Here is a 21765-nt window from a genome sequence, read left to right on the forward strand (position 1 = left end):
CCGTCAGCCGACCTGGGCCAGGAACGCCTCCCAGGCCCCGGCGGGCACGGCGAACGTCGGCCCGTACCCCGAGTGGAACGCGATGCACTCGGCCTCCGCGGCCACGAACTCCCCGTACCGCTGTCCGCCCGGCCCATGGAGTGCCACTTCGTCCGCAGCCCGCGCGGCGTCCGCCTCGCGCGGGCGCTGTTCGCCGTACAGGCCCGCGAGGTCTGGATGCGGGCCGAGTGGGAGGACGGCCGGCTGCGGCATCGGGAAGGTGGTGCGGTTCGAGCTGCGGACCGGGGCTCAGCGCCCGCGCCGGGTCGGGTCCTCGGTGTCCTGGGGCCGGCCGTAGCCGGTGCGCGGCATCCGCGGGGCCTCGCCGAGCGCGACCAGGTTCCGGTCGGCGGCGCGGGAGAGCAGGCCGGCCAGGTCGCGCATGGCCCGGCTCGCCGCGAGCTCGTCACCGATCGCGGCGACCTCCACGTCCTCGGGGTCGCAGCGGGCGAGGCCGCGCCCGACCAGCTGCCCCGATCCCGTGTCCAGCACGGCCCGTGCCCGGGTGGTGCCGCCCTCCTCGGTCAGCCAGACCCCGACCTTCCACTCCGCGGTGTGTGTCATGGCAGCACCCCGTCATCCGGCGATCTCGGTCCGTTCCCACCACTCGAACGTGCGCCGTGAGCCCAGCGGGCCGTCCTGGACCCGCGCCGTGGGCCGGTAGTGCTCGTACCCGCCGCGGAACGGGATCTTCAGGTCCTCGCCGGAGGACGGGGCGTCGACCACCCGGTCGGGCAGGTCGGCCGGTCCGCCCTCCAGCACGGCTTTGTCCCTCATGCCTCCAGTCTTCCGAGCCGGAGGGCGGCCCGCACGTCGGCGCGGTCAGACCCGTACGGCCGGGGCCATCGCGGCCGCTTCGACCAGCGCGGACATCACGCGGGTGTCCTTGTCGCGCTCCGGGTGCCATTGGACGCCGAGGACCCAGTGGGCGGGGTCGGGGAGTTCGATGGCCTCGACCGTTCCGTCGACCGCGTGCGCCGAGGCGATCAGGCCCTCGCCGAGCCGGTCGACGGCCTGGTGGTGGTAGGTCGGCACCTCCGCCTCCTCCGGGACCAGGGCCGCGTACCGGGTGCCCTCGACCGGCCGGACCGGGTGCCAGGACATGACGCCCGGGCCGACCGCATGGCCGTCGATGTGCTGGATCAGCGTGCCGCCGAGGGCCACGTTCAGCGCCTGCATGCCCCGGCAGATGCCCAGGACCGGCAGGCCCGCCGCCAGGGCCGCCCCGATCAGGGAGAGTTCCCACTCGTCCCGCCGGGTCGCGGGAGCGCCCGTACGCGGGTCGCGGTCGGCCCCGTAGCGGACCGGGTCCACATCGGGGCCGCCCGCGACGACCAGGCCGTCCAGCCGGCTCAGCACCTCCGCCGCCGAACCGGGTTCGTCCGGCGGGAGCAGCACGGCCGCGCCGCCCGCCGCCTGGACGAGTTCGTAGTACCCGGTGGGTACGAGGGACGCGGGGACGTCCCACACCCCGTAGCGGGTGGATTCCTCCACGTAGGTCGTGATGCCGATGAGCGGCCTGGGCACGGTTGTTACCTCCAGGGGATGGGGAACGGCGGTCAGTCCCGGGTGAGTTCGGCCTCGGCCTGGGCCAGCGCCGCGAACTCCTCCTCCGGTGCGGAGGCCACGAGGTGGTGCCGACTGTAGAACGCGAAATAGGCGAGGGCGACGGCGTACACACCGAGGGCGATGAACGCCGCGTCCTTGTCCACCAGGAAGGTGGCGACGAGGGCGGAGAGGGCGAGGACGAAGGCCACCGAGGAGGTGGCGATGCCGCCGGGCGTGCGGTACGGGCGCTCCAGCCCCGGCTCCCGCTTGCGGAGCACGATGTGGGAGAGGGCCATCAGCGCGTACGAGATCGTCGCGCCGAACACCGCGATGTTGAGCATGCGCGGGCCGTTCCCGGTGGCCGCGGCCAGCGCGAAGCCGATCGCGCCGGGGATGAGCAGGCCCAGGTACGGGGCCTTGCGCTTCGAGGTGAGCGAGAGGAAGCGCGGCAGGTAGCCGGCCCGGGAGAGGGCGAAGAGCTGCCGGGAGCCGGCGTAGATGAGGGAGAAGAAGGAGGCCACGAGGCCCGCGAGACCGGCGTAGTTGACGAAGGTCTTCAGCCAGGAGAGGCCCGGATCGCCGTCGAGGGCGACGACCAGCGGGTTGTCCGCGGCCTTGATCGCGTCGGCTCCGTGCGCCCCGGTCGAGGCGAGGAAGGTGATCAGGGCGAGCAGGACGAGGACCCCCATGGAGATCGACAGGGCGCGCGGTACGGAGCGGACCGGGTCCTTGGCCTCCTCGGCGGCCAGCGGCACGCCCTCGACGCCGAGGAAGAACCACATGCCGAAGGGGAAGGCGGCCCAGATGCCGAGGAAGCCCATCGGCAGCCAGGAGCTCGCGCCGGCGGCGGTGGTGTCGACGGCGATGTCGTTCAGGTTGGCCGGGTCGAACTCGGTGAACGCGCCGACCGCGAAGACGATCAGCGCGAACACGGCGATGGCGGTGACGACGAGGGAGAAGCTCAGGGCCTCGCCGACGCCCCACAGGTGGATCCCGATGAAGATCACGAAGCAGGCGAGGTAGACCGGCCAGCCGGAGGTGAGGCCGAAGAGGTGGAGCGACTCGACGTAGGCGCCGATGAAGATGGAGATGGCGGCCGGGGCCAGGATGTACTCGATCAGGATCGCGGCGCCGGTGAGGAAGCCGCCCCAGGTGCCGAGCGCCCGGCGGGCGAAGCCGTAACCGCCGCCCGCCGTGGGCAGGATCGCGGAGAGTTCCGCGAGGGAGAAGACGAGGCAGGCGTACATGGCGCCCATCAAGGCGGTGGCGACGGCGAGCCCGCCGAAACCGCCCTGGGCGAGGCCGCCGTTCCAGCCGGAGAAGTCGCCGGAGACGACGTACGCGACGCCGAGGCCGGTCAGCAGCAGCCAGCCGGCGCTGCCGCGGCGCAGCGTACGCCGCTCCAGATAGCCGTCGCCGCCCTCTGGCGATGTGGTGGGTTCGGGTACGGCTGCGAGCCGTGCCTCGGTGTCGTCGGCCATGTGCGCTCCTGCCTAGGGCAATGGTTGTGGGGCGTACCTTTGCCGTAGGGGAGTGGAGTGCGCAAGACCCCTGCGTTAAACAGGGGTTACGAAAAGCTCACGGGCCGCTCCGGACGCACCGCTCAGGCCAGGAATCCGCGCAGCAGGGCGGCCGTTCCGCAGCAGTGCTCGCGCATCACCTCGCGCGCCGCGTCGGCGTGGTGCTCCAGCACCGCCTCCACGAGCGCGCTGTGCTGCTGCTGGGAGTGCTCCAGGTTGCGCACCAGCAGCGGGATGCAGTCCAGCAGGTCGTTCACGGTGGCCCGGACGGCGGCGTACTGGGCCGTGAGCGTGGCCGATCCGGCGAGCTCGCACAAGGTGAGGTGGAACAGGGTGTCCTGGCGGCGGTAGTCGGTCAGGGGGGCGTCGTGGGTGGCGGCCAGGGCTCCGAGCAGCCGCTCGGAGCCCTCTTCGGTCAGCCCCTGGGAGGCGCACAGTCCGGCCGCGCCCACCTCCAGGACCTCGCGGAACCGCAGGACGTCCTCGATGTCCACCCCCACCACGCGCCGGCGAAGCTCGTCCTCGGTGCCGCCGGCCGGGGTGTCGGGGCGGGCGAGCACGAACGTTCCGCCGTACCGCCCGCGCCGGGCCTCCACCAGGCCCTGGTCCTGGAGCACCTTCAGCACCTCGCGCAGGGTGACCCGGCTGATCCCCATCCGCTCCGCCAGCTCCCGCTCGGGCGGCAGCCGTTCGCCGCCCGGCACCAGGCCCAGCCGGACCACCTGGAGGATCTGCTCCAGGGCCTCCTCGAAACCGTTGCCCGCCCGCACCTGCCGCAGTACCGGATTCAGCCGCGCGATCGCGCCGCCTTCGCTCGCCGTGTCGGTCATCTCGGCTCCTCCCCTTCCCAAGCAATGGTTCTGTTCAATACCTTAGGCCTTCTCGGCTCACCGAAGGAGAGATTCCAGTGGTAGACCGCAAGCCGCCGCTCGCGCCCGAAGAGCTCCGCGCTCTCGTGGCGAGCGGCGAGATCGACACCGTCGTCCTGGCCTTCCCCGACATGCAGGGGCGGCTCCAGGGCAAGCGGTTCGCCGCACAGTTCTTCCTCGACGAGGTCCTCGCCCACGGCACCGAGGGCTGCAACTACCTCCTCGCCGTCGACACGGACATGAACACCGTCGACGGATACGAGATGTCCTCCTGGGACCGCGGCTACGGCGACTTCGCCATGCACCCCGACCTCGCCACCCTGCGCCGGATCCCCTGGAACCCGGGCAGCGCCTTCCTCCTGGCCGACCTCGCCTGGAACGACGGCTCGCCCGTGGTCGCCGCGCCCCGCCAGATCCTGCGCCGCCAGCTGGAACGGCTCGCCGAGCACGGGTACACGGCCATGGTCGGCACCGAGCTGGAGTTCATGGTCTTCCAGGACACCTACGAGCAGGCCTGGAACTCGGGCTACCGCGGGCTGACCCCCGCCAACCAGTACAACATCGACTACTCGGTCCTCGGGACCGGCCGCATCGAACCCCTGCTGCGCCGGATCCGCAACGAGATGCAGGCCGCGGGGCTGACCGTCGAGTCCGCCAAGGGCGAGTGCAACCTGGGCCAGCACGAGATCGCCTTCCGCTACGACGAGGCGCTGACCACCTGCGACCAGCACGCCGTCTACAAGACGGGCGCCAAGGAGATCGCCTCCCAGGAGGGCGTCTCGCTCACCTTCATGGCCAAGTTCGACGAGCGCGAGGGCAACTCCTGTCATATCCACCTCTCGCTGGGCGACTCCGACGGGCACAACGCGATGGCCGGTGACGGTCCAGGCGGAATGTCACCTGTGATGCGGCACTTCCTGGCCGGCCAGCTGGCCGCGCTGCGCGACTTCTCCCTTCTCTACGCCCCGAACATCAATTCGTACAAGCGTTTCCGGCCGGGATCCTTCGCCCCGACCGCCGTCGCCTGGGGCGTGGACAACCGGACCTGCGCGCTGCGAGTCGTCGGCCACGGCCGCTCCATGCGCTTCGAGAACCGCCTCCCCGGCGGCGACGTCAACCCGTACCTGGCCGTCGCCGGCCTGGTCGCGGCCGGGCTGTACGGCATCGAGCACCGCCTCGAACTGCCCGAGGCCTGCGCGGGCAACGCGTACACCGCCGACTTCGCGCACGTTCCCACCACCCTGCGCGAGGCGGCGGAGCTCTGGGAGAACAGCGAGATCGCGAAGGCCGCCTTCGGGCCCGAAGTGGTCGCCCACTACCGCAACATGGCCCGCGTGGAACTGGACGCCTACGACTCCGCCGTCACCGACTGGGAGCTGCGGCGCTCCTTCGAACGCCTGTAGCCATCCGGTCATCCGGCCGACACCCGGCCGACCGGTCACCGCCAACCCTGCCCCCGAACATCTGTGAGGCAATACGTGTCCGATGTGCTGGCCCCCGACAAGCTGACAGTCTTGAACCCGGCCACCGAGGAGGTCGTCGCCATCGTCCCGGCCGCCACACGGGACGATGTCGACGCCGCCGTCGCGCGGGCCGCGGCGGCCCAGCGCGGCTGGGCGGCGGCCGCCCCCGCCGACCGGGCCCGGCTGCTGCGCCGCTTCGCCGCGGTCGTCGACGGGCACATCGAGGAACTCGCCCGACTGGAGGTCCGCGAGGCCGGGCACACCATCGGCAACGCCCGCTGGGAAGCCGGCAACGTCCGCGACCTGCTCGAATTCGCCGCCGGGGGAGTGGAACGGCTCTCCGGGCGGCAGATCCCCGTCGCCGGCGGCATCGACGTCACCTTCCTCGAACCCCTCGGCGTCATCGGCGTGATCGCCCCGTGGAACTTCCCCATGCCGATCGCCGCCTGGGGCCTGGCCCCGGCCCTCGCCGCCGGCAACGCCGTCCTGCTCAAGCCCGCCGAGACCACCCCGCTCACCGCGCTGCGCCTCGCCGAACTCGCCCTCGAAGCCGGGATCCCCGAGCACCTCTTCCAGGTGCTCCCCGGCCGCGGGGACGTCGCCGGAGACGCGCTCGTCGAGCACCCCGGCGTCGCGAAGATCGTCTTCACCGGGTCCACCCCGGTCGGCAAGCGGATCATGGCCAAGTGCGCCGACCGGGTGAAGCGCGTCACCCTCGAACTCGGCGGCAAGAGCCCCAACATCGTCTTCGCCGACGCCGACCTCGAAGCCGCCGCCGCGGCCGCGCCGATGTCCTTCCTCGACAACACCGGCCAGGACTGCTGCGCCCGTACGCGGATCCTCGTCCAGCGGTCCGCCTACGACCGGTTCCTGGAGCTGGTCGCCCCCGGCGTCGAGGGCGTCGTCGTCGGCGACCCCGCCGACGAGAAGACCCAGATGGGCCCGCTGATCTCCCGGGTGCAACTGGACCGCGTACGGTCCTACGTCACCGACGACCTCACCGCGATCCGCGGCACCGCCCCCGCGGGCCCCGGCTTCTGGTACCCCCCGACCCTCGTCACGGACGTCGCCCCCACCGCGCCCGTGGCGGCCGCGGAGGTCTTCGGCCCCGTCGCCGTCGTCCTCCCCTTCGAGGACGAGGAGGACGCCGTACGCCTGGCCAACGCGACCGAGTACGGGCTCTCCGGCTCCCTCTGGACCCGCGACATCGGCCGCGCGCTGCGCGTCTCGCGCGCCGTCGCCGCGGGCAACCTGTCCGTCAACTCCCACAGCAGCGTCCGCTACTGGACCCCCTTCGGCGGCTACAAGCAGTCCGGACTCGGCCGCGAGCTCGGACCCGACGCCCTCACCGCATTCACCGAGACCAAGAACGTCTTCATCAGCACGGAGGCCTGAGCCCATCATGACCACTTCTGACACCGAGATCGTCTGCCGCCGCCTGGTCGGCCGCACCGCCGTCATCACCGGAGCCGGCAGCGGCATCGGCCTCGCCACCGCCCGCCGCCTGGCCTCCGAGGGCGCCAACGTGGTCTGCGCCGACATCGACGAGAGCGCTGGCAAGGCCGCCGCCGAAGAGGTCGGCGGACTCTTCGTGAAGGTCGACGTCACCAGCCCGGAGGAGGTCGAGGCCCTCTTCAAGACCGCCTTCGACACCTACGGCTCCGTCGACATCGCCTTCAACAACGCGGGCATCTCGCCCCCGGACGACGACTCGATCCTCACCACCGGCCTGGAGGCCTGGAAGCGGGTCCAGGACGTCAACCTCACCTCCGTCTACCTGTGCTGCAAGGCCGCCCTGCCGTACATGCAGCGCCAGGGCCGCGGCTCCATCATCAACACCGCCTCCTTCGTGGCCGTCATGGGCGCCGCCACCTCGCAGATCTCGTACACCGCCTCCAAGGGCGGCGTGCTCGCGATGTCGCGCGAGCTCGGCGTGCAGTTCGCCCGCGAGGGCATCCGCGTCAACGCCCTGTGCCCGGGGCCGGTCAACACCCCGCTGCTGCAAGAGCTGTTCGCCAAGGACCCGGAGCGCGCGGCCCGGCGCCTCGTGCACATCCCGCTGGGCCGGTTCGCCGAGCCCACCGAGATCGCCGCCGCCGTCGCCTTCCTCGCGAGCGACGACTCCTCGTTCATCAACGCCACCGACTTCCTGGTCGACGGCGGCATCTCGGGCGCGTACGTGACGCCGCTGTAAGCGTTCACCCGGACTCCACCCTCCCGTCGGCCGGGCGTCGCACGACGCCCGGCCGACGTGCTCTACCGTCCGAAACGATCTTCGTAGGAACGTCAGGAAGAGTTCACCCCAGTGACCCCACGCAGCACCGTACGACGGCTCCAGGCCGTCGGCGCCGCCGCCGCCATCGCCGCCGGCACCCTCGTCGCCACCGCGCCCGCCGCCCAGGCGGCCCATTGCGCCACCCCCCGGCTCGCGGCCGGCTGGTACGGGGACAACCAGGCCCGCCTCCAGCAGCTGATCGACCAGTACGGCAAGTGCAACCCGTACCGGCCCGGCCGGGCCAAGCCCGTCGCCGTCTTCGACTGGGACAACACCGTCGTCAAGAACGACGTCGGTGACGCCACCATGTTCTGGCTGCTGCGCAACGGCAAGATACGCCAGCCCGCCCGGGGCGACTGGGCCACCACCAGCCGCTACCTGACCCCGGCCGCCGCCAAGGCGCTCGCCGACGCCTGCGGTCCGCTCGCCCGCCCCGGCTCCCCGCTGCCCACCGGCACCCCCGAGGGCACCGGCTGCGCCGACGAGCTGAGCGCCGTCTACGGCACCGCCGCCACCAAGGCCGGCGCCGCCGCCTTCGCCGGCTGGGACCACCGCACCATCGAGCCCGCGTACGCCTGGCTGCCCCAGCTGATGCAGGGGTGGACCGCCCGCGAGGTACGCGGCTTCGCGGCCGCCGCGCGCGCCGAGAACCTGACCGCGCCGATCGGCGCCACGCAGCGGGTCGGCAGCGCCTCCGTCACCGGCTGGGTCCGGTACTACGACCAGCAGAAGGACCTCGTCGACGGCTTGCGGAAGGCCGGCTTCGACGTCTGGATCAGCTCGGCCTCGCCGCAGCCGGTCGTCGAGGTCTGGGCCGAGGGCGTCGGCATCGCCGCGGACCACGTCATCGGCATCCGCAACACGACCGCGTCCGGCGGGAGGTTCACGGCGCACCTGAAGGGCTGCGGGTCGGTGAAGGACGGCGCCGACACGATGATCACGTACGTCGACGGCAAGCGCTGCTGGATCAACCAGGAGGTCTTCGGCGTGCGCGGAGCGGCCGCCGAGAAGGTCCAGCCGGCCGCCCGCCGCCAGGTGTTCGCCGCGGGCGACTCCGACACCGACGTCTCGTTCCTGCGGGACGCGACCGCGCTGCGGCTGGTCGTCAACCGGAACAAGAACGAGCTGATGTGCCGCGCGTACGACGACAGCGACGGCAAGTGGATCGTGAACCCGATGTTCATCGAGCCGAAGAAGCAGAAGACCACGCCCTACCCGTGCTCGACCACGGGCTACGTCGACCACGACGGTACGGCGGGACCCGTCCGCCGGGGCGACACGAGCGTCGTCCCCGACCAGACGGACTCCGTGTTCTAGCCGGTCACAGGAAGGTGCGGCCCTCGCCCCGGTAGGTCGGGACGGTGGCCGTCACCCGGTCGCCCTCCACGAGGTGCAACGCGTCGAAGCGCTCGCACAGTTCCCCCGCCTTGGCGTGGCGGAACCAGACCCGGTCGCCGATCAGCAGATCGTCGGCCGGGCCGCCGAGCAGCGGCGTCTGCACCTCGCCGGCCCCCTCCTGGGGGTCGTAGCGCAGGCCCTGCGGGAGGTACGGGACCGGCAGCCGGTCCGCGCCGGCCGCGCCGGAGGCGGGGTACCCGCCGCCGAGGACGGTGACCACGCCGACGCCGGGCCTGCGGACCACCGGCTGGGCGAAGAGCGCCGCCGGGCGGCCGCGGAAGGACGTGTAGTTGTCGAACAGCCGCGGCACGTAGAGCCCCGAGCCGGCGGCGATCTCCGTGACCGCATCCTCCGCGGCCGTCTGCTGGACGCTGCCGGTGCCGCCGCCGTTGACGAACTCCAGGTCCGGCACGACCGCGCGGACGGCCCGTACGGCCTCCGCGCGGCGGGCCGCGAGCTCCTTGCGGGCGGCGGCCTGCATGAGCCGGATGGCGCGGGAGCGGAAGGGCCGCCCGGCGAGGGCGTCCCCCACGCCGGCGACGTGGCCCTCGTAGCCCATGATCCCGACGACCCGGAAGCCGGGTCGGGCACGGACGGCACGGGCGAGGTCCGCGAGCTGGGCGGGCTCGCGCAGCGGCGAACGGCGGGCGCCGACGCGGAACCTGCCGCCGAGGAGGTGGAGGGCCGTGTCCAGCTCCAGGCAGACACGGATCTCCTGCGTCCCGCCTTCGCGCGCCCCGTCGATCAGCTCCAGCTGGGCGGGGTCGTCCACCATCACGGTGACGGCCGCCGCCAGTTTGGGGTCGCCGGCCAGCTCGGCGAAGCCGGTGCGGTCGGCGGAGGGGTAGGCCAGGAGCACGTCCTCGAACCCGGAGCGGGCCAGCCAGATGCTCTCCGCGAGGGTGTACGACATGATCCCGGCGAAACCGGGCCGGGCGAGGACCCGTTCGAGGAGCGCGCGACAGCGGACGGACTTGCTGGCGACCCGGATCGGCTTGCCGGCCGCGCGGCGGACGAGGTCGTCGGCGTTGGCGTCGAACGCGGCGAGATCGACGATGGCCAGGGGCGCGTCGAGGTGCGCGGTGGCCCGGTCGTAGCGGGCGCGGTCTCCACCGGCGGGAAGATTCATGGGCGGCAGCCTGCCAGAAGCTCTTACCGGTGGGTAGGGGTCCGCGGCCCCGGCCCGGTCCCGGTCCGGGCCCCGGGGCACGATCCCGGCTCGCGCCCCGGGGCACGATCCCGGCCCGGAGCCGGGGCGTTGAGGGCGCGTAGAGTACGGGGTGGCAGCCGGACGGAACGGGGGGCGGAGCCGCCGGATGAGTGCGTCTACACCGCAGACCGCGGCCTGGTCCGAGCCCGTGGCCGAATCCGGATCAGCGCGGCGCGGGACCGGCCGCGGCGTCGCCGTGGTGGTGTGCGCCGTACTGGGGGTCGCCCTGCTCGGCGGAGCCGGGGTCGGCGGATGGGCCCAGCAGCGCGACGCCCAGCGGCCCCTGGCCGCCGCGGCCGCCTACCGCGAAGCCGGGTCCCTGTGGCGCGAGACGCCCGTGGACACCCTGATCCCGCCCGTCCTGGACGGCGCCGACACCGGCCCCGGCGGGGCCGACCGGACCTGGATCCGGGTCGCGCTCGCCCCCGACTCCGACTGCGGGCCCGCGCTCGCCGCCGACTGGCAGGCGGCCCTCGCCGCCACCGGCTGCACCCGCGTCCTGCGCGCCACCTACAGCGACGCCACCCGCAGTTCCCTCGTCACCGTCGGCCTGGTCTTCACCCCCGCCGACGCCGCCGCGATGGCGACCCTGCGCGGACGCCTTCCCGCCCCTCCCGGCTACGGCTTCGCCGACAGCCAGCGCGCCGCCTGGACCACGTCCGTGGTTCCCGACGCCCCCGTCGTCGTCTACACCGTCTCCGCGTTCACCGACGGCCGCACGCTCGACTCCCCCCGGCCCGCCGAGGACATGATGCGCAAGGGCGCCACCGGAGCCGTCGCCCAGGCCGGCCTCGGCCACGAGGCCAAGGCCGTCGCCGAGCGCATGGAGCGCGCCGTACGCACCCTCGCCGCACCGCCCGCCCCCGCCGGACACCCGCGATGACCGCCTTGCGGACCGCCGCGCCCGCAACCGGCGCCCGCCCCGCCGCGGCCCGACCTGCCCGCCCGGCCCGGCCCGCCGCGCGGACCCGTTCCCGGGCCGCCGCCGCCCTCGTGCTCGGGGCCCTGTTCGCCGGCGTCGGCGCCGCCCCGGCCGCCGCCGACAACATCCGCGACCGGCAGTGGGGCCTCACCGCACTGCGGGCCGAAGAGGCCTGGGGGACCACCCGGGGCGCCGGGGTCACCGTCGCCGTACTCGACACCGGGGTCGACGCCACCCACCCCGACCTCGCCGGGCAAGTCCTCGAAGGGGCCGACCTCATCGGCATGGGCGCCGGGCGCGGCGACCGCGCCTGGGCCCGGCACGGGACGGCCATGGCCGGGATCATCGCCGGGCACGGCCACGGCGGCAATCGCCGCCAAGGCGTCTTCGGGATCGCCCCCCAGGCCAGGATCCTCCCCGTCCGCGTGATCCTCGAAGAGGGCGACCCCGGCCGGGCCAAGGCCCGCGAGAGCAAGGGCGGCGCGCTCGCCGAGGGCATCCGCTGGGCCGCCGACCACGGCGCGAACGTGATCAACCTCTCCCTGGGCGACGACAGCGACTCCGCCCACCACGAGGCCGCCGAGGACGAGGCCGTCCAGTACGCCCTCGCCAAGGGCGTGGTCGTCGTGGCGTCGGCGGGCAACGGCGGCCGGCAGGGCGACCACGCCTCCTATCCGGCGGCCTACCCCGGGGTGATCGCCGTCACCGCCGTCGACCGCGGCGGCCGCAAGGCCGACTTCTCCACCAGCAACTGGTACGCCACCGTCAGCGCCCCCGGCGTCGACGTCGTCATCGCCGACCCCGACCGCGCCTACTACGAGGGCTGGGGCACCAGCGCGGCCTCCGCCTTCGTCTCCGGCGCCGTGGCCCTCGTCAAGGCGGCCCACCCGGACCTCTCCCCGGCGCAGATCAAGAGGCTCCTGGAGGAGACCGCCTCCGACGCCCCGCCCGGCGGGCGCGACGACTCCCGCGGCCACGGCCTCGTGGATCCCGTCGCCGCCCTCCAGGCCGCCGACGCACTGCGCGCCGAGCCGCCCGTCCCCGCGCCCGTCGCCGCCGGGCAGCCGTACTTCGGCCCCGGCCCCGAGCCGGTACGGGCCGCCGACCGCGGCGCCCGCCTCGGGGTCCCGGTGGCCGCGGCCGCCGGGCTGGCCCTGCTCGTCCTGGCCGCCGTACTGGCCCGGCGCCCGCGGGGCGCCCGGCGGGACCGGGACCGGGACCGGGATAGGGTCGGGTAACTGTGGCGAACAAAAACATTCCCGACCCCGGCTTCTCCGACGACGACGGCTCCGCCGACCCCCGGCTGAGCGCGGCCCTGGCCGCCTGGTCCGAGGACCGGGCGAAGGAGCCGGAGCTGCTGGCCGCCCTCAAGGACGCCCGCCTGCTGGTCCCGGTCGTCGCCGTGCTCGGCGAGGTCGAGACCGACCCGGAGACCGGGCTGAAGCACGAGAAGACCAGCGACATGGCCGTGCCGACCCTGCGGGCGGGGGACCGGCGGGCGCTGCCCGCGTTCACCTCCATCGCCTCGCTGGCCCTCTGGGACCCGGCCGCCCGGCCGGTCGCCGTGCCGCTGCACCAGGCCCTGGCCGCCGCGGCGCACGAGAAGGCCGACACGGTGGTCCTGGACCTGGCCGGTCCCGTCACCTACCAGCTGACCGGTCCCGCCCTGCTCGCGCTCGCCGAGGGCCGCACCGACGCCGGCCCGCTGGCCGACCCCGCGGTGCGGGAAGCCGTACGGTCCGCCGTGTCCGCGGAGCCCGCCGTGCTCCGCGCCCACCTCGGCCCGGGCGGAGCGGACGCCGACGGAACCCTCGCCATCGTGCTGGCCGCCGGGGCGCAGGCCTCCGCCGCCGCCCGCCGCGTCGCCGAGGCCCTGGCAGCCGACGAGACCCTGCGGGCCCGCCTCGTACGCGGACTCGACCTGGCACTGCTTCCGCAGGAGGCCCCGGCCCCGGCCGGGGAGCCGCTCTTCACCCGCTGAGCGCCGGGAACGCGGGAAGGGCCGGGGCGGTTGCCCCGGCCCTTCGCCGTGTCGTGCGTGTGGCTCAGCGCGGCTCGGCGCGGCTCGGGCAGCTCAGCCGAAGACCGGGCCCGTGAACTTCTCGCCCGGACCCTGGCCCGGCTCGTCCGGGACGATCGAGGCCTCGCGGAAGGCGAGCTGGAGCGACTTCAGGCCGTCGCGCAGCGGGGCCGCGTGGAAGGAGCTGATCTCGGTGGCGCTCGCCGTGACCAGGCCGGCCAGGGCCGTGATCAGCTTGCGGGCCTCGTCGAGGTCCTTGTGCTCCGAGTCCGGCTTGTCCAGGCCCAGGTTGACCGCCGCGGCGCTCAGCAGGTGCACGGCCACCGTGGTGATCACCTCGACGGCGGGCACGTCCGCGATGTCGCGGGTCATGGCGTCGTAGTCGGGGGCGTCCGGCGTGCTGCCGGCCTCGGTGGCGGGGGTGGGGGTCGCGTCAGTCATGCCTCACACGATAAGCCGGGCCGCGCGGGCCGCTGACCGGGCCCTGTGCCGGGCACGGCCGTCCGCGCCGGGTGAGCGGACCCGGCGCGGAATGCTATATTGGACTGACGACCGGCCGGAGACGCATGTCCCCGGCCCACAAGTGGAGGCTCCGCTCTCCCACCCGACCACCCTCCGGGGCGGCGGGTCACCGGTCAGGTGGCATCCATCGTTCCGTACGGACGATGGAAAGCTGCCCGAGTCTGCGCCCCGCGATCGCATGCGGCGGTGCTCCGGTTGTATTGGAGCCCCTGCCTGTGCCTCGGCGGGGCATTTTTCATGTTCCGCCGCGGTTGGTCTGACGACATCAGACGTCAGCGGCTGTCTGCCAGACAGTCGTGTGGTGCTACCGAGGAGGATCCATCAGCACCGAGCCCCGCATCAACGACCGGATTCGCGTTCCCGAGGTACGACTCGTCGGTCCCAGCGGTGAGCAGGTCGGCATCGTGCCGCTTGCCAAGGCCCTTGAGCTGGCGCAGGAGTACGACCTCGACCTGGTCGAGGTCGCGGCGTCCGCACGCCCGCCGGTCTGCAAGCTCATGGACTACGGCAAGTTCAAGTACGAGTCGGCCATGAAGGCCCGTGAGGCGCGCAAGAACCAGGCGCACACGGTCATCAAGGAAATGAAGCTCCGGCCGAAGATCGACCCGCACGACTATGACACCAAGAAGGGTCACGTCGTTCGGTTCCTCAAGCAGGGCGACAAGGTCAAGATCACGATCATGTTCCGTGGTCGCGAGCAGTCCCGGCCGGAACTCGGCTACCGACTGCTGCAGCGTCTCGCTTCGGACGTCGAGGACCTCGGGTTCATCGAGTCGAACCCGAAGCAGGACGGCCGCAACATGATCATGGTCCTCGGTCCGCACAAGAAGAAGACCGAGGCGATGGCCGAAGCCCGCGAGGCGCAGGCCGCCCGCAAGGCCGAGCGCCAGGGTGTCGCCGCCGACGAGGCTCCTTCCGAGGAAGCCCCCGTCGAGGAGGGCACCGAGGTCGTCTCTGCCGAGGCCGAGGCCGAAGCCGAGACCCCTGAGGCCGCCTCTCCCGAGGCACCGGCCGAAGCCTGATTCCGAGGCAGCCTGTCTCGGATCACCGACACAACATGACGCTCCCTGGCGCCGGTCCCCAACCGGACCGGCGGGGGCGCCACCGACGAGGAGATAACGGCGCTATGCCGAAGAACAAGACGCACAGCGGTACCAAGAAGCGCTTCAAGATCACCGGCTCCGGCAAGGTGCTCCGTGAGCGCGCCGGCAAGCGCCACCTGCTCGAGCACAAGTCGTCCCGTGTCACCCGCCGCCTGACCGGCACCGCGGAGATGGCCCCCGGCGACGCCGCGAAGATCAAGAAGCTTCTCGGCAAGTGATGTTCTCCGCTCCCGCGTCAGGGAGCGGATGAGCGTCAAGACCGGGACCCCATCGAATTCGGGCCGTGTGAAGACACCCACGGCCCCGCTACAAGGAGTTAAAAAGTGGCACGCGTCAAGCGGGCAGTAAACGCCCACAAGAAGCGCCGGGCGATCCTCGAGGCGGCCTCCGGCTACCGCGGTCAGCGTTCGCGCCTGTACCGCAAGGCCAAGGAGCAGGTCACCCACTCGCTGGTCTACAACTTCAACGACCGCAAGAAGCGCAAGGGCGACTTCCGTCAGCTGTGGATCCAGCGCATCAACGCCGCTGCCCGTCAGAACGGCATGACGTACAACCGCCTCATCCAGGGTCTGAAGGCCGCCAACATCGAGGTGGACCGCAAGATCCTCGCGGAGCTGGCCGTCAACGACGCCAACGCTTTCGCCGCGCTCGTCGAGGTTGCGCAGAAGGCGCTTCCGGCCGACGTGAACGCCCCGAAGGCCGCTGCCGCCGCCTAAGCAGCGAGCAGCAAGCCCTTCACAGGCTTCAGCCCGGACCCGCAGGCCCTGTGCCTGCGGGTCCGGTGCGTTGTGGCCGATCCACCTGTTTCGACCCGCAGTACGTACGGAAGCGAGCCGACCGCCATGGGTACCCCCGCCCCCGCCGAGCTGATCTCCCCCCGATCCCCGCGGGTGGCCGCCGCCAGGCGCCTGGCGCGGCGCAACTTCCGCACCAAAGAGCGCCGGTTCATCGCCGAGGGCCCGCAGGCCGTCCGCGAGGCCGTCGAGCACCGGGGCGCGGGCGGCGCGTCGACCCTGATCGAGCTGTTCGCGACCGTGGAGGCCGCCGAGCGGTACGACGGGATCATCGAGGCGGCGCTGGACGCCGGCGCGCGCGTCCACTACGCCTCCGACGAGGTGCTCGCCGAGGTCTCGCAGACCGTCACCCCGCAGGGGCTCGTCGGCGTCTGCCACTTCCTGGACTCCCCCTTCGAGGAGATCCTGGCGGCCCGGCCCCGGCTGGTCGCCGTCCTCGCGCACGTGCGCGACCCCGGGAACGCCGGCACGGTGCTGCGCTGCGCCGACGCCGCCGGCGCGGACGCGGTCGTCCTGACCGACGCCTCGGTGGACCTGTACAACCCGAAGTCCGTACGGGCCTCCGTGGGCTCCCTGTTCCACCTGCCGGTGGCGGTGGGCGTCCCCGTGGAGCAGGCCGTCGAGGGGCTCCGGGCGGCCGGCGTACGGATCCTGGCCGCCGACGGGGCCGGCGAGGACGACCTGGACGCGGAGCTCGACGCGGGCACGATGGGCACCCCCTCGGCCTGGGTCTTCGGCAACGAGGCGTGGGGCCTGCCCGAGGAGACCCGGGCGCTCGCGGACGCCGTCGTACGCGTCCCGATCCACGGCAAGGCGGAGAGTCTGAACCTCGCCACGGCCGCCGCGGTGTGCCTCTACGCGTCCGCGCGTGCACAGCGGGCTCCCGGAGGGTGCCGCTCCGTGACCCCCAGCTAGTAGTGTGGCGGCCCGGGGGGCCCACTGCGCTACTCGGAGATGTGGGGTACGGGGACATGACCGTCGGTACGAACAGCTCGCCAGGGGCCGCGACGGCGTCCGGGACGCCGTCCCTGGCGGCCGTGCCCCCACAGGGCTCGGGCCGCGCCGCACCGGCCGCGCCCGGGGCGCACGAGCCCCGCGGGCCGCACGACCCCCGCGAGCCCCGTGAGCCGGCCGTGCTTCCGGAGTTCGAGGCCCTCGGCATCGACCCCGACGACCTCCCCGACGGGCTCGTCGTCGCCGACGCCACCGGTCGCGTGATCTGCTTCAACTCCGCCGCCGCCCGGATCACCGCTCTGGTACCCGGTGAGGCGCTCGGCGTACGGATCGACCGGGCGCTGCCGCTGGAGGACCTCGACGGCCGCCGCTGGTGGGCGCTGACCGATCCGTACGGGGGCCTCGCCACCCGGCGCGGCCAGCCCGAGCGGAACCTCCTGCTGCCCGGCGGCCGCGAGGTGCTCGTCTCCGCCCGCTACGTACGCACCCATCCCACGGGCCCGCTGCGCCACCTCGTCGTCACCCTGCGCGGCACCGAGGCGCGCCGGCGCACCGAGCGCAGCCACGCCGAGCTGATCGCCACCGTCGCCCACGAGCTGCGCTCGCCGCTGACCTCCGTCAAGGGCTTCACCGCCACCCTGCTCGCCAAGTGGGAGCGGTTCACCGACGACCAGAAGCGGCTGATGCTGGAGACCGTCGACGCCGACGCCAACCGTGTCACCCGCCTCATCGCCGAGCTCCTCGACATCTCCCGCATCGACTCCGGCCGCCTGGAGGTGCGCCGCCAGCCGGTGGACATCGCGACCGCCGTGGGCCGCCACGTCCAGGCGCTCACCGCGAACGGTCAGGCGCCCGACCGGTTCCTCGTACGGGTCGGCTGCTCGCTCCCCGATCTGTGGGCCGATCCGGACAAGATCGACCAGATCCTCGGCAACCTGCTGGAAAATGCGGTGCGCCACGGAGAGGGAACGGTCACCATCGAGGTATCGCCGACCAGCCTGACGAACGCAGCGGGCAAGACCGAGAAGGGAACCGCCGTCACCGTGACCGATGAGGGCCCCGGTATCCCCGAGGAGTCGATGGGCCGCGTCTTCACCCGCTTCTGGCGGGGCAGCAAGCGCGGCGGCACCGGTCTGGGCCTGTACATCGTCAAGGGGATCGTCGAGGCCCACGGCGGCACCATCACGGTCGGCCGCGGCCCCGGAGGCGGCGCGGAGTTCCGATTTATCCTGCCCGTGGGCGCGCCTGCCTACCTCACGCAGTAGTCCTGCGGAGCGTCTCGCCAGGCGGCCCACGGGCTCCTTCACCCCCAGCGACCTTTAGACTCGTCCTTTGGCACCTTTGTGTCCTTGTGCCGAGCGCGCCCTGCGTGTCGCGCGGGGACCCACCAGCCAGCCATCGGAAGTACGGGAAGAGATGTCGGCACCGAACAAGTCGTACGACCCTGTCGAGGTCGAGGCACTGAAACCGGAAGAGATCGAGCGCATGCGGGACGAGGCGCTCGCGGCCTTCGCCGCCGCCGGCGACCTCGACGCGCTGCGTGAGGCGAAGACCGCGCACATGGGCGACCGCTCGCCCCTGGCGCTCGCCAACCGCGAGATCGGCGCCCTGCCGCCGCAGGCCAAGGCCGAGGCGGGCAAGCGCGTGGGCCAGGCCCGCGGCGCCGTGAACAAGGCCTTCGGGGCCCGCACGGTCGAGCTCGAAGCCGAGCGCGACGAGCGGGTGCTGGTCGAGGAGGCGGTGGACGTCACGCTGCCCCACGACCGCGTCCCCGCCGGTGCCCGGCACCCCCTGACCACGCTGATGGACCGCATCGCGGACGTCTTCACGGCCATGGGCTACGAGGTGGCCGAGGGCCCCGAGGTCGAGGCGGAGTGGTTCAACTTCGACGCCCTCAACTTCACGCCCGACCACCCGGCGCGCCAGATGCAGGACACCTTCTTCGTCCAGGGCCCCGAGGGCACCGAGGGCGACGAGTCCGGCGTCGTGCTGCGCACCCACACCTCCCCGGTGCAGGCGCGCTCGCTGCTCGACCGGGAGCCGCCCGTGTACGTGGTGTGCCCGGGCCGGGTGTTCCGCACCGACGAGCTCGACGCGACGCACACCCCGGTCTTCCACCAGGTCGAGCTGCTCGCCGTCGACGAGGGCCTGACCATGGCCGACCTCAAGGGCACCCTGGACCACATGGTCCAGGCGCTCTTCGGCAAGGACATGACCACCCGGCTGCGCCCGAACTTCTTCCCGTTCACCGAGCCGTCCGCCGAGATGGACATGCAGTGCTACGTGTGCCGCGGCGAGTCGGTGGGCAACCCCGACCGCCCGTGCCGCACCTGTTCCAGCGAGGGCTGGATCGAGCTCGGCGGCTGCGGGATGGTCAACCCCAAGGTGCTCGTCGCCTGCGGTGTGGACCCGGAGAAGTACAGCGGGTTCGCCTTCGGGTTCGGCATCGAGCGGATGCTGATGTTCCGCCACAACGTCGAAGACATGCGAGACATGGTCGAGGGTGACGTCCGGTTCACCCGGCCGTTCGGGATGGAGATCTGATGCGGGTCCCGCTTTCTTGGCTGCGGGAGTACGTCGACCTGCCCGCGGGCGAAACCGGTCGTGACGTGCAGGCCAAGCTCGTAGACGCCGGCCTTGAGGTCGAGAGGGTCGAGCAGCTCGGCGCCGGCCTCAAGGGCCCCCTGGTCGTCGGCCAGGTCCTGACCATCGAGGAGCTCGAAGGCTTCCGCAAGCCGATCCGCTTCTGCACGGTCGACGTCGGCCGGGCCAACGGCACCGGGGAGCCGCAGGAGATCGTCTGCGGCGCCCGGAACTTCTCCGTCGGCGACAAGGTCGTCGTGGTCCTGCCCGGCGCCGTCCTGCCCGGCGACTTCGCGATCGCCTCGCGCAAGACGTACGGCAGGACCTCCCACGGCATGATCTGCTCCGGCGAGGAGCTGGGCATGGGCGACGACGGCACGCACGGCATCATCGTGCTGCCGCCGGAGCACGAGGTCGGCACCGACGCGATCGAGCTGCTCCAGCTCGTCGACGAGGTCCTCGACATCGCCGTCACCCCGGACCGCGGCTACTGCCTGTCGTTGCGCGGTGTGGCCCGTGAGACCGCCACCGCGTACGGCCTGCCGCTGCGCGACCCGGCGCTGCTCGACGTGCCCGCGCCGAACTCGTACGGCTACCTGGTCAAGATCGACGACCCGGCCGGCTGCGACCGCTTCACCGCCCGGACGGTGACCGGCCTCGACCCCGAGGCGAAGTCCCCGATCTGGCTGACGCGGCGCCTGCAGAAGGCCGGCATGCGCCCGATCTCGCTCGCCGTCGACGTCACCAACTACGTGATGCTCGAACTCGGCCAGCCGCTGCACGCGTACGACCGCTCCCGCCTGGACGGTGCCATCGGCGTGCGCCGCGCCGAGCAGGGCGAGAAGTTCACCACCCTCGACGGGGTCAAGCGCACGCTCGACGCCGAGGACCTGGTGATCACCGACAACAGCGGGCCGATCGGCCTCGCCGGTGTCATGGGCGGCGCCAACACCGAGATCGCCGACTCCGTGACCGACCCCGAGACCGGCGCCGTCACCGGCACCACGGACGTCGTCATCGAGGCCGCGCACTTCGACGCGCTGACGATCTCGCGCAGCGCCCGCCGCCACAAGCTGGCCTCCGAGGCCTCCAAGCGCTTCGAGCGCGGCGTCGACCCGCAGGCGGCCTCCGCGGCCGCGCAGCGGACCGTCGACCTGCTCGTGCTGCTCGCGGGCGGCACCGCCGAGGCCGGCGTCACCGAGCTCACGGCCCCGGGCGCCCCGCGCACCATCGCGATGCGCGCGGACCACCCGGACCGGGTCGCGGGCATGGACTACGGCCGCGAGACCGTCGTCCGCCGCCTCCAGGAGGTCGGCTGCGACGTCTACGGCCAGGACGAGCTCGTCGTGACCGTCCCCTCGTGGCGGCCCGACCTCGCCGAGCCCAACGACCTCGCCGAAGAGGTCATCCGGCTGGAGGGCTACGGGAACCTCCCGTCGACCCTGCCGAAGCTGCCTTCCGGACGCGGTCTGACCGCCCGGCAGCAGCTGCACCGCCGGGTCGGCCGCGCGCTGGCCGGCGCGGGCTACGTCGAGGCGCTCAGCTACCCGTTCGTCGGCGAGGGCGTCTTCGACCAGCTCCAGCTGCCCGCGCACGACGCGGCCCGCCAGGTCGTCAAGCTGGTCAACCCGCTCTCCGACGAGGAGCCGGCGCTGCGCACCACGCTGCTGCCGGGTCTGCTGGGCGCGCTGCGCCGCAACGACAGCCGGGGCAGCCACGACCTCGCCCTCTTCGAGACGGGCTCGGTCTTCCGGGCCGGCCCGCGGCCGGGTGTCGCCGTACGGCTGCCCGTCGACCGGCGTCCCACGGCCGAGGAGATCGCCACGCTGAACGCCGCCCTGCCGGCCCAGCCGCGGTACGCCGCGGTCGTGCTGGCCGGTGCGCGCGAGCAGGCCGGCTGGTGGGGCAAGGGCCGCCCGGCCGACTGGGCGGACGCGGTCCAGGCCGCGCGCTCGCTGGCCGCCGAGGCCGGTGTCGACCTCGTCGTGCGCCAGGGCCAGTACGGGCCGTGGCACCCGGGTCGCTGCGCCGAGCTGATCGTCACCCTGAACGGGGTGGAGACGGTCATCGGGCACGCCGGCGAGCTGCACCCGCGCGTCGTCAAGGCGATGGGCCTGCCGGCCCGCACCAGCGCCATGGAGCTCGACCTGGACCGCCTCGCGGCGGCCGGCGGCGAGGCCGTGGAGGCGCCCCGGATCTCCACCTTCCCGGTGGCGACCCAGGACGTCGCGCTGATCGTCGACGCATCGGTCCCGGCGGCCGACGTCGAGACCGCGCTGCGCAAGGGAGCCGGCGAACTGCTGGAGTCCCTGCGGCTGTTCGACGTGTTCACCGGCGAGCAGGTCGGCGAGGGCAAGAAGTCCCTGGCGTACGCGCTGCGCTTCCGCGCGGCCGACCGCACGCTGACCGCGGAGGAGTCCACGGCCGCGCGCGACGCGGCGGTGGCGCTGGCGGGCGAGCGCACGGGCGCGGTGCTGCGCGGGGCGTGACCGCGCAACCGGTCCGCCGCTGAGGCGGATTGAGGCACTGAGGGGCGTATCCGGTG

General features: G+C 73.0%; 22 protein-coding genes. 14 read left to right on the forward strand and 8 right to left on the reverse strand.

The window, feature by feature from the left end; genetic code table 11:
* Positions 1-3: 3 nt before the first annotated feature.
* The 6 genes from ACFYXV_RS21090 to ACFYXV_RS21115 form a co-directional block, all read right to left on the reverse strand.
* On the reverse strand, positions 4-252 hold the full coding sequence (locus tag ACFYXV_RS21090; protein ID WP_389383736.1) for a hypothetical protein: 249 nt from the start codon (positions 250-252) through the stop codon (positions 4-6).
* Positions 253-288: 36 nt separating this feature from the next.
* On the reverse strand, positions 289-603 hold the full coding sequence (locus tag ACFYXV_RS21095) for a dsRBD fold-containing protein (protein WP_385474189.1): 315 nt from the start codon (positions 601-603) through the stop codon (positions 289-291).
* Between the two features lie 12 nt (positions 604-615).
* A complete protein-coding gene (locus ACFYXV_RS21100; RefSeq protein ID WP_385474191.1) occupies positions 616-816 on the reverse strand; it encodes a DUF5988 family protein in 201 nt (66 codons plus the stop codon).
* Between the two features lie 45 nt (positions 817-861).
* Positions 862-1566, reverse strand: a complete 705-nt coding sequence (locus ACFYXV_RS21105; RefSeq protein WP_385474193.1) for a gamma-glutamyl-gamma-aminobutyrate hydrolase family protein — start codon at positions 1564-1566, stop codon at positions 862-864.
* 32 nt (positions 1567-1598) lie between these two features.
* Positions 1599-3068, reverse strand: coding sequence for an ethanolamine permease (gene eat / locus ACFYXV_RS21110; protein ID WP_389383737.1), 1470 nt, complete (start codon positions 3066-3068; stop codon positions 1599-1601).
* Positions 3069-3190: 122 nt separating this feature from the next.
* Positions 3191-3937, reverse strand: coding sequence for a FadR/GntR family transcriptional regulator (locus ACFYXV_RS21115; RefSeq protein WP_389383738.1), 747 nt, complete (start codon positions 3935-3937; stop codon positions 3191-3193).
* A 77-nt stretch (positions 3938-4014) separates the two neighbouring features.
* Between ACFYXV_RS21115 and ACFYXV_RS21120 the strand changes: the two genes are divergently transcribed.
* The 4 genes from ACFYXV_RS21120 to ACFYXV_RS21135 all read left to right on the forward strand — a co-directional run bounded on the left by ACFYXV_RS21120 (position 4015) and on the right by ACFYXV_RS21135 (position 9031).
* Positions 4015-5379, forward strand: coding sequence for a glutamine synthetase family protein (locus ACFYXV_RS21120; protein ID WP_389383739.1), 1365 nt, complete (start codon positions 4015-4017; stop codon positions 5377-5379).
* 102 nt (positions 5380-5481) lie between these two features.
* The gene (locus tag ACFYXV_RS21125; protein WP_389383778.1) at positions 5482-6834 is read left to right on the forward strand and encodes an aldehyde dehydrogenase family protein; all 1353 of its coding nucleotides are present in this window, start codon (positions 5482-5484) and stop codon (positions 6832-6834) included.
* A gap of 7 nt (positions 6835-6841) precedes the next feature.
* The gene (locus tag ACFYXV_RS21130; RefSeq protein WP_389383740.1) at positions 6842-7633 is read left to right on the forward strand and encodes a 3-oxoacyl-ACP reductase; all 792 of its coding nucleotides are present in this window, start codon (positions 6842-6844) and stop codon (positions 7631-7633) included.
* 111 nt (positions 7634-7744) lie between these two features.
* Positions 7745-9031, forward strand: a complete 1287-nt coding sequence (locus ACFYXV_RS21135; RefSeq protein ID WP_389383741.1) for a haloacid dehalogenase-like hydrolase — start codon at positions 7745-7747, stop codon at positions 9029-9031.
* Between the two features lie 4 nt (positions 9032-9035).
* On the opposite strand, the gene ACFYXV_RS21140 is transcribed toward ACFYXV_RS21135, so the two are convergent.
* Entirely contained in the window at positions 9036-10241 is a 1206-nt protein-coding gene (locus tag ACFYXV_RS21140) for an amino acid deaminase/aldolase (protein WP_385470475.1), read from the reverse strand.
* Positions 10242-10428: 187 nt separating this feature from the next.
* Here ACFYXV_RS21140 and ACFYXV_RS21145 point away from each other — a divergent pair, with 187 nt between their 5' ends.
* The 3 genes from ACFYXV_RS21145 to ACFYXV_RS21155 are packed head-to-tail and all read left to right on the forward strand — an operon-like array spanning position 10429 to position 13225.
* A complete protein-coding gene (locus ACFYXV_RS21145; protein WP_389383742.1) occupies positions 10429-11205 on the forward strand; it encodes a hypothetical protein in 777 nt (258 codons plus the stop codon).
* Entirely contained in the window at positions 11202-12482 is a 1281-nt protein-coding gene (gene mycP, locus ACFYXV_RS21150; protein WP_389383743.1) for a type VII secretion-associated serine protease mycosin, read from the forward strand. Before ACFYXV_RS21145 ends, mycP begins: the two co-directional genes overlap by 4 nt.
* A gap of 2 nt (positions 12483-12484) precedes the next feature.
* Complete coding sequence (locus tag ACFYXV_RS21155; protein WP_389383744.1) at positions 12485-13225, forward strand: SseB family protein; 741 nt, start codon at positions 12485-12487, stop codon at positions 13223-13225.
* Positions 13226-13318: 93 nt separating this feature from the next.
* Here the strand turns inward: ACFYXV_RS21155 and ACFYXV_RS21160 are convergent, their stop codons facing one another.
* On the reverse strand, positions 13319-13705 hold the full coding sequence (locus ACFYXV_RS21160; RefSeq protein WP_053688768.1) for a DUF1844 domain-containing protein: 387 nt from the start codon (positions 13703-13705) through the stop codon (positions 13319-13321).
* 377 nt (positions 13706-14082) lie between these two features.
* Here ACFYXV_RS21160 and infC point away from each other — a divergent pair, with 377 nt between their 5' ends.
* The 7 genes from infC to pheT all read left to right on the forward strand — a co-directional run bounded on the left by infC (position 14083) and on the right by pheT (position 21709).
* The gene (gene infC / locus ACFYXV_RS21165) at positions 14083-14808 is read left to right on the forward strand and encodes a translation initiation factor IF-3 (RefSeq protein ID WP_389383745.1); all 726 of its coding nucleotides are present in this window, start codon (positions 14083-14085) and stop codon (positions 14806-14808) included.
* Positions 14809-14912: 104 nt separating this feature from the next.
* Positions 14913-15107 carry a 50S ribosomal protein L35 gene (gene rpmI / locus ACFYXV_RS21170; RefSeq protein ID WP_030157249.1) on the forward strand — a complete coding sequence of 65 codons (195 nt, stop codon included), beginning with the start codon at positions 14913-14915 and terminating at the stop codon, positions 15105-15107.
* Between the two features lie 105 nt (positions 15108-15212).
* Positions 15213-15605 (forward strand): 50S ribosomal protein L20, encoded by a 393-nt coding sequence (gene rplT / locus ACFYXV_RS21175; RefSeq protein WP_030860181.1) that lies wholly within the window; start codon positions 15213-15215, stop codon positions 15603-15605.
* Between the two features lie 126 nt (positions 15606-15731).
* On the forward strand, positions 15732-16598 hold the full coding sequence (locus ACFYXV_RS21180; RefSeq protein WP_383341578.1) for a TrmH family RNA methyltransferase: 867 nt from the start codon (positions 15732-15734) through the stop codon (positions 16596-16598).
* A gap of 56 nt (positions 16599-16654) precedes the next feature.
* Positions 16655-17902 carry an ATP-binding protein gene (locus ACFYXV_RS21185; RefSeq protein ID WP_385470466.1) on the forward strand — a complete coding sequence of 416 codons (1248 nt, stop codon included), beginning with the start codon at positions 16655-16657 and terminating at the stop codon, positions 17900-17902.
* 151 nt (positions 17903-18053) lie between these two features.
* On the forward strand, positions 18054-19181 hold the full coding sequence (gene pheS, locus ACFYXV_RS21190; protein WP_385470464.1) for a phenylalanine--tRNA ligase subunit alpha: 1128 nt from the start codon (positions 18054-18056) through the stop codon (positions 19179-19181).
* Complete coding sequence (gene pheT / locus ACFYXV_RS21195) at positions 19181-21709, forward strand: phenylalanine--tRNA ligase subunit beta (protein WP_385470462.1); 2529 nt, start codon at positions 19181-19183, stop codon at positions 21707-21709. Before pheS ends, pheT begins: the two co-directional genes overlap by 1 nt.
* Positions 21710-21765: the final 56 nt, after the last annotated feature.

The organism is Streptomyces sp. NPDC002181 (genome assembly GCF_042890485.1).
In the GTDB taxonomy this organism is placed as follows: Bacteria; Actinomycetota; Actinomycetes; order Streptomycetales; family Streptomycetaceae; genus Streptomyces.

What these genes read in the sequence shown, in the direction of transcription:
- ACFYXV_RS21090 (WP_389383736.1), bottom strand. Translation starts at nt 252, where the DNA reads ATGCCGCAGCCGGCCGTCCTCCCACTCGGCCCGCATCCAGACCTCGCG.
- ACFYXV_RS21095 (WP_385474189.1), bottom strand. Translation starts at nt 603, where the DNA reads ATGACACACACCGCGGAGTGGAAGGTCGGGGTCTGGCTGACCGAGGAG.
- ACFYXV_RS21100 (WP_385474191.1), bottom strand. Translation starts at nt 816, where the DNA reads ATGAGGGACAAAGCCGTGCTGGAGGGCGGACCGGCCGACCTGCCCGAC.
- eat (WP_389383737.1), bottom strand. Translation starts at nt 3,068, where the DNA reads ATGGCCGACGACACCGAGGCACGGCTCGCAGCCGTACCCGAACCCACC.
- ACFYXV_RS21115 (WP_389383738.1), bottom strand. Translation starts at nt 3,937, where the DNA reads ATGACCGACACGGCGAGCGAAGGCGGCGCGATCGCGCGGCTGAATCCG.
- ACFYXV_RS21130 (WP_389383740.1), top strand. Translation starts at nt 6,842, where the DNA reads ATGACCACTTCTGACACCGAGATCGTCTGCCGCCGCCTGGTCGGCCGC.
- ACFYXV_RS21140 (WP_385470475.1), bottom strand. Translation starts at nt 10,241, where the DNA reads ATGAATCTTCCCGCCGGTGGAGACCGCGCCCGCTACGACCGGGCCACC.
- ACFYXV_RS21145 (WP_389383742.1), top strand. Translation starts at nt 10,429, where the DNA reads ATGAGTGCGTCTACACCGCAGACCGCGGCCTGGTCCGAGCCCGTGGCC.
- mycP (WP_389383743.1), top strand. Translation starts at nt 11,202, where the DNA reads ATGACCGCCTTGCGGACCGCCGCGCCCGCAACCGGCGCCCGCCCCGCC.
- ACFYXV_RS21160 (WP_053688768.1), bottom strand. Translation starts at nt 13,705, where the DNA reads ATGACTGACGCGACCCCCACCCCCGCCACCGAGGCCGGCAGCACGCCG.
- rpmI (WP_030157249.1), top strand. Translation starts at nt 14,913, where the DNA reads ATGCCGAAGAACAAGACGCACAGCGGTACCAAGAAGCGCTTCAAGATC.
- ACFYXV_RS21180 (WP_383341578.1), top strand. Translation starts at nt 15,732, where the DNA reads ATGGGTACCCCCGCCCCCGCCGAGCTGATCTCCCCCCGATCCCCGCGG.
- ACFYXV_RS21185 (WP_385470466.1), top strand. Translation starts at nt 16,655, where the DNA reads ATGACCGTCGGTACGAACAGCTCGCCAGGGGCCGCGACGGCGTCCGGG.
- pheS (WP_385470464.1), top strand. Translation starts at nt 18,054, where the DNA reads ATGTCGGCACCGAACAAGTCGTACGACCCTGTCGAGGTCGAGGCACTG.
- pheT (WP_385470462.1), top strand. Translation starts at nt 19,181, where the DNA reads ATGCGGGTCCCGCTTTCTTGGCTGCGGGAGTACGTCGACCTGCCCGCG.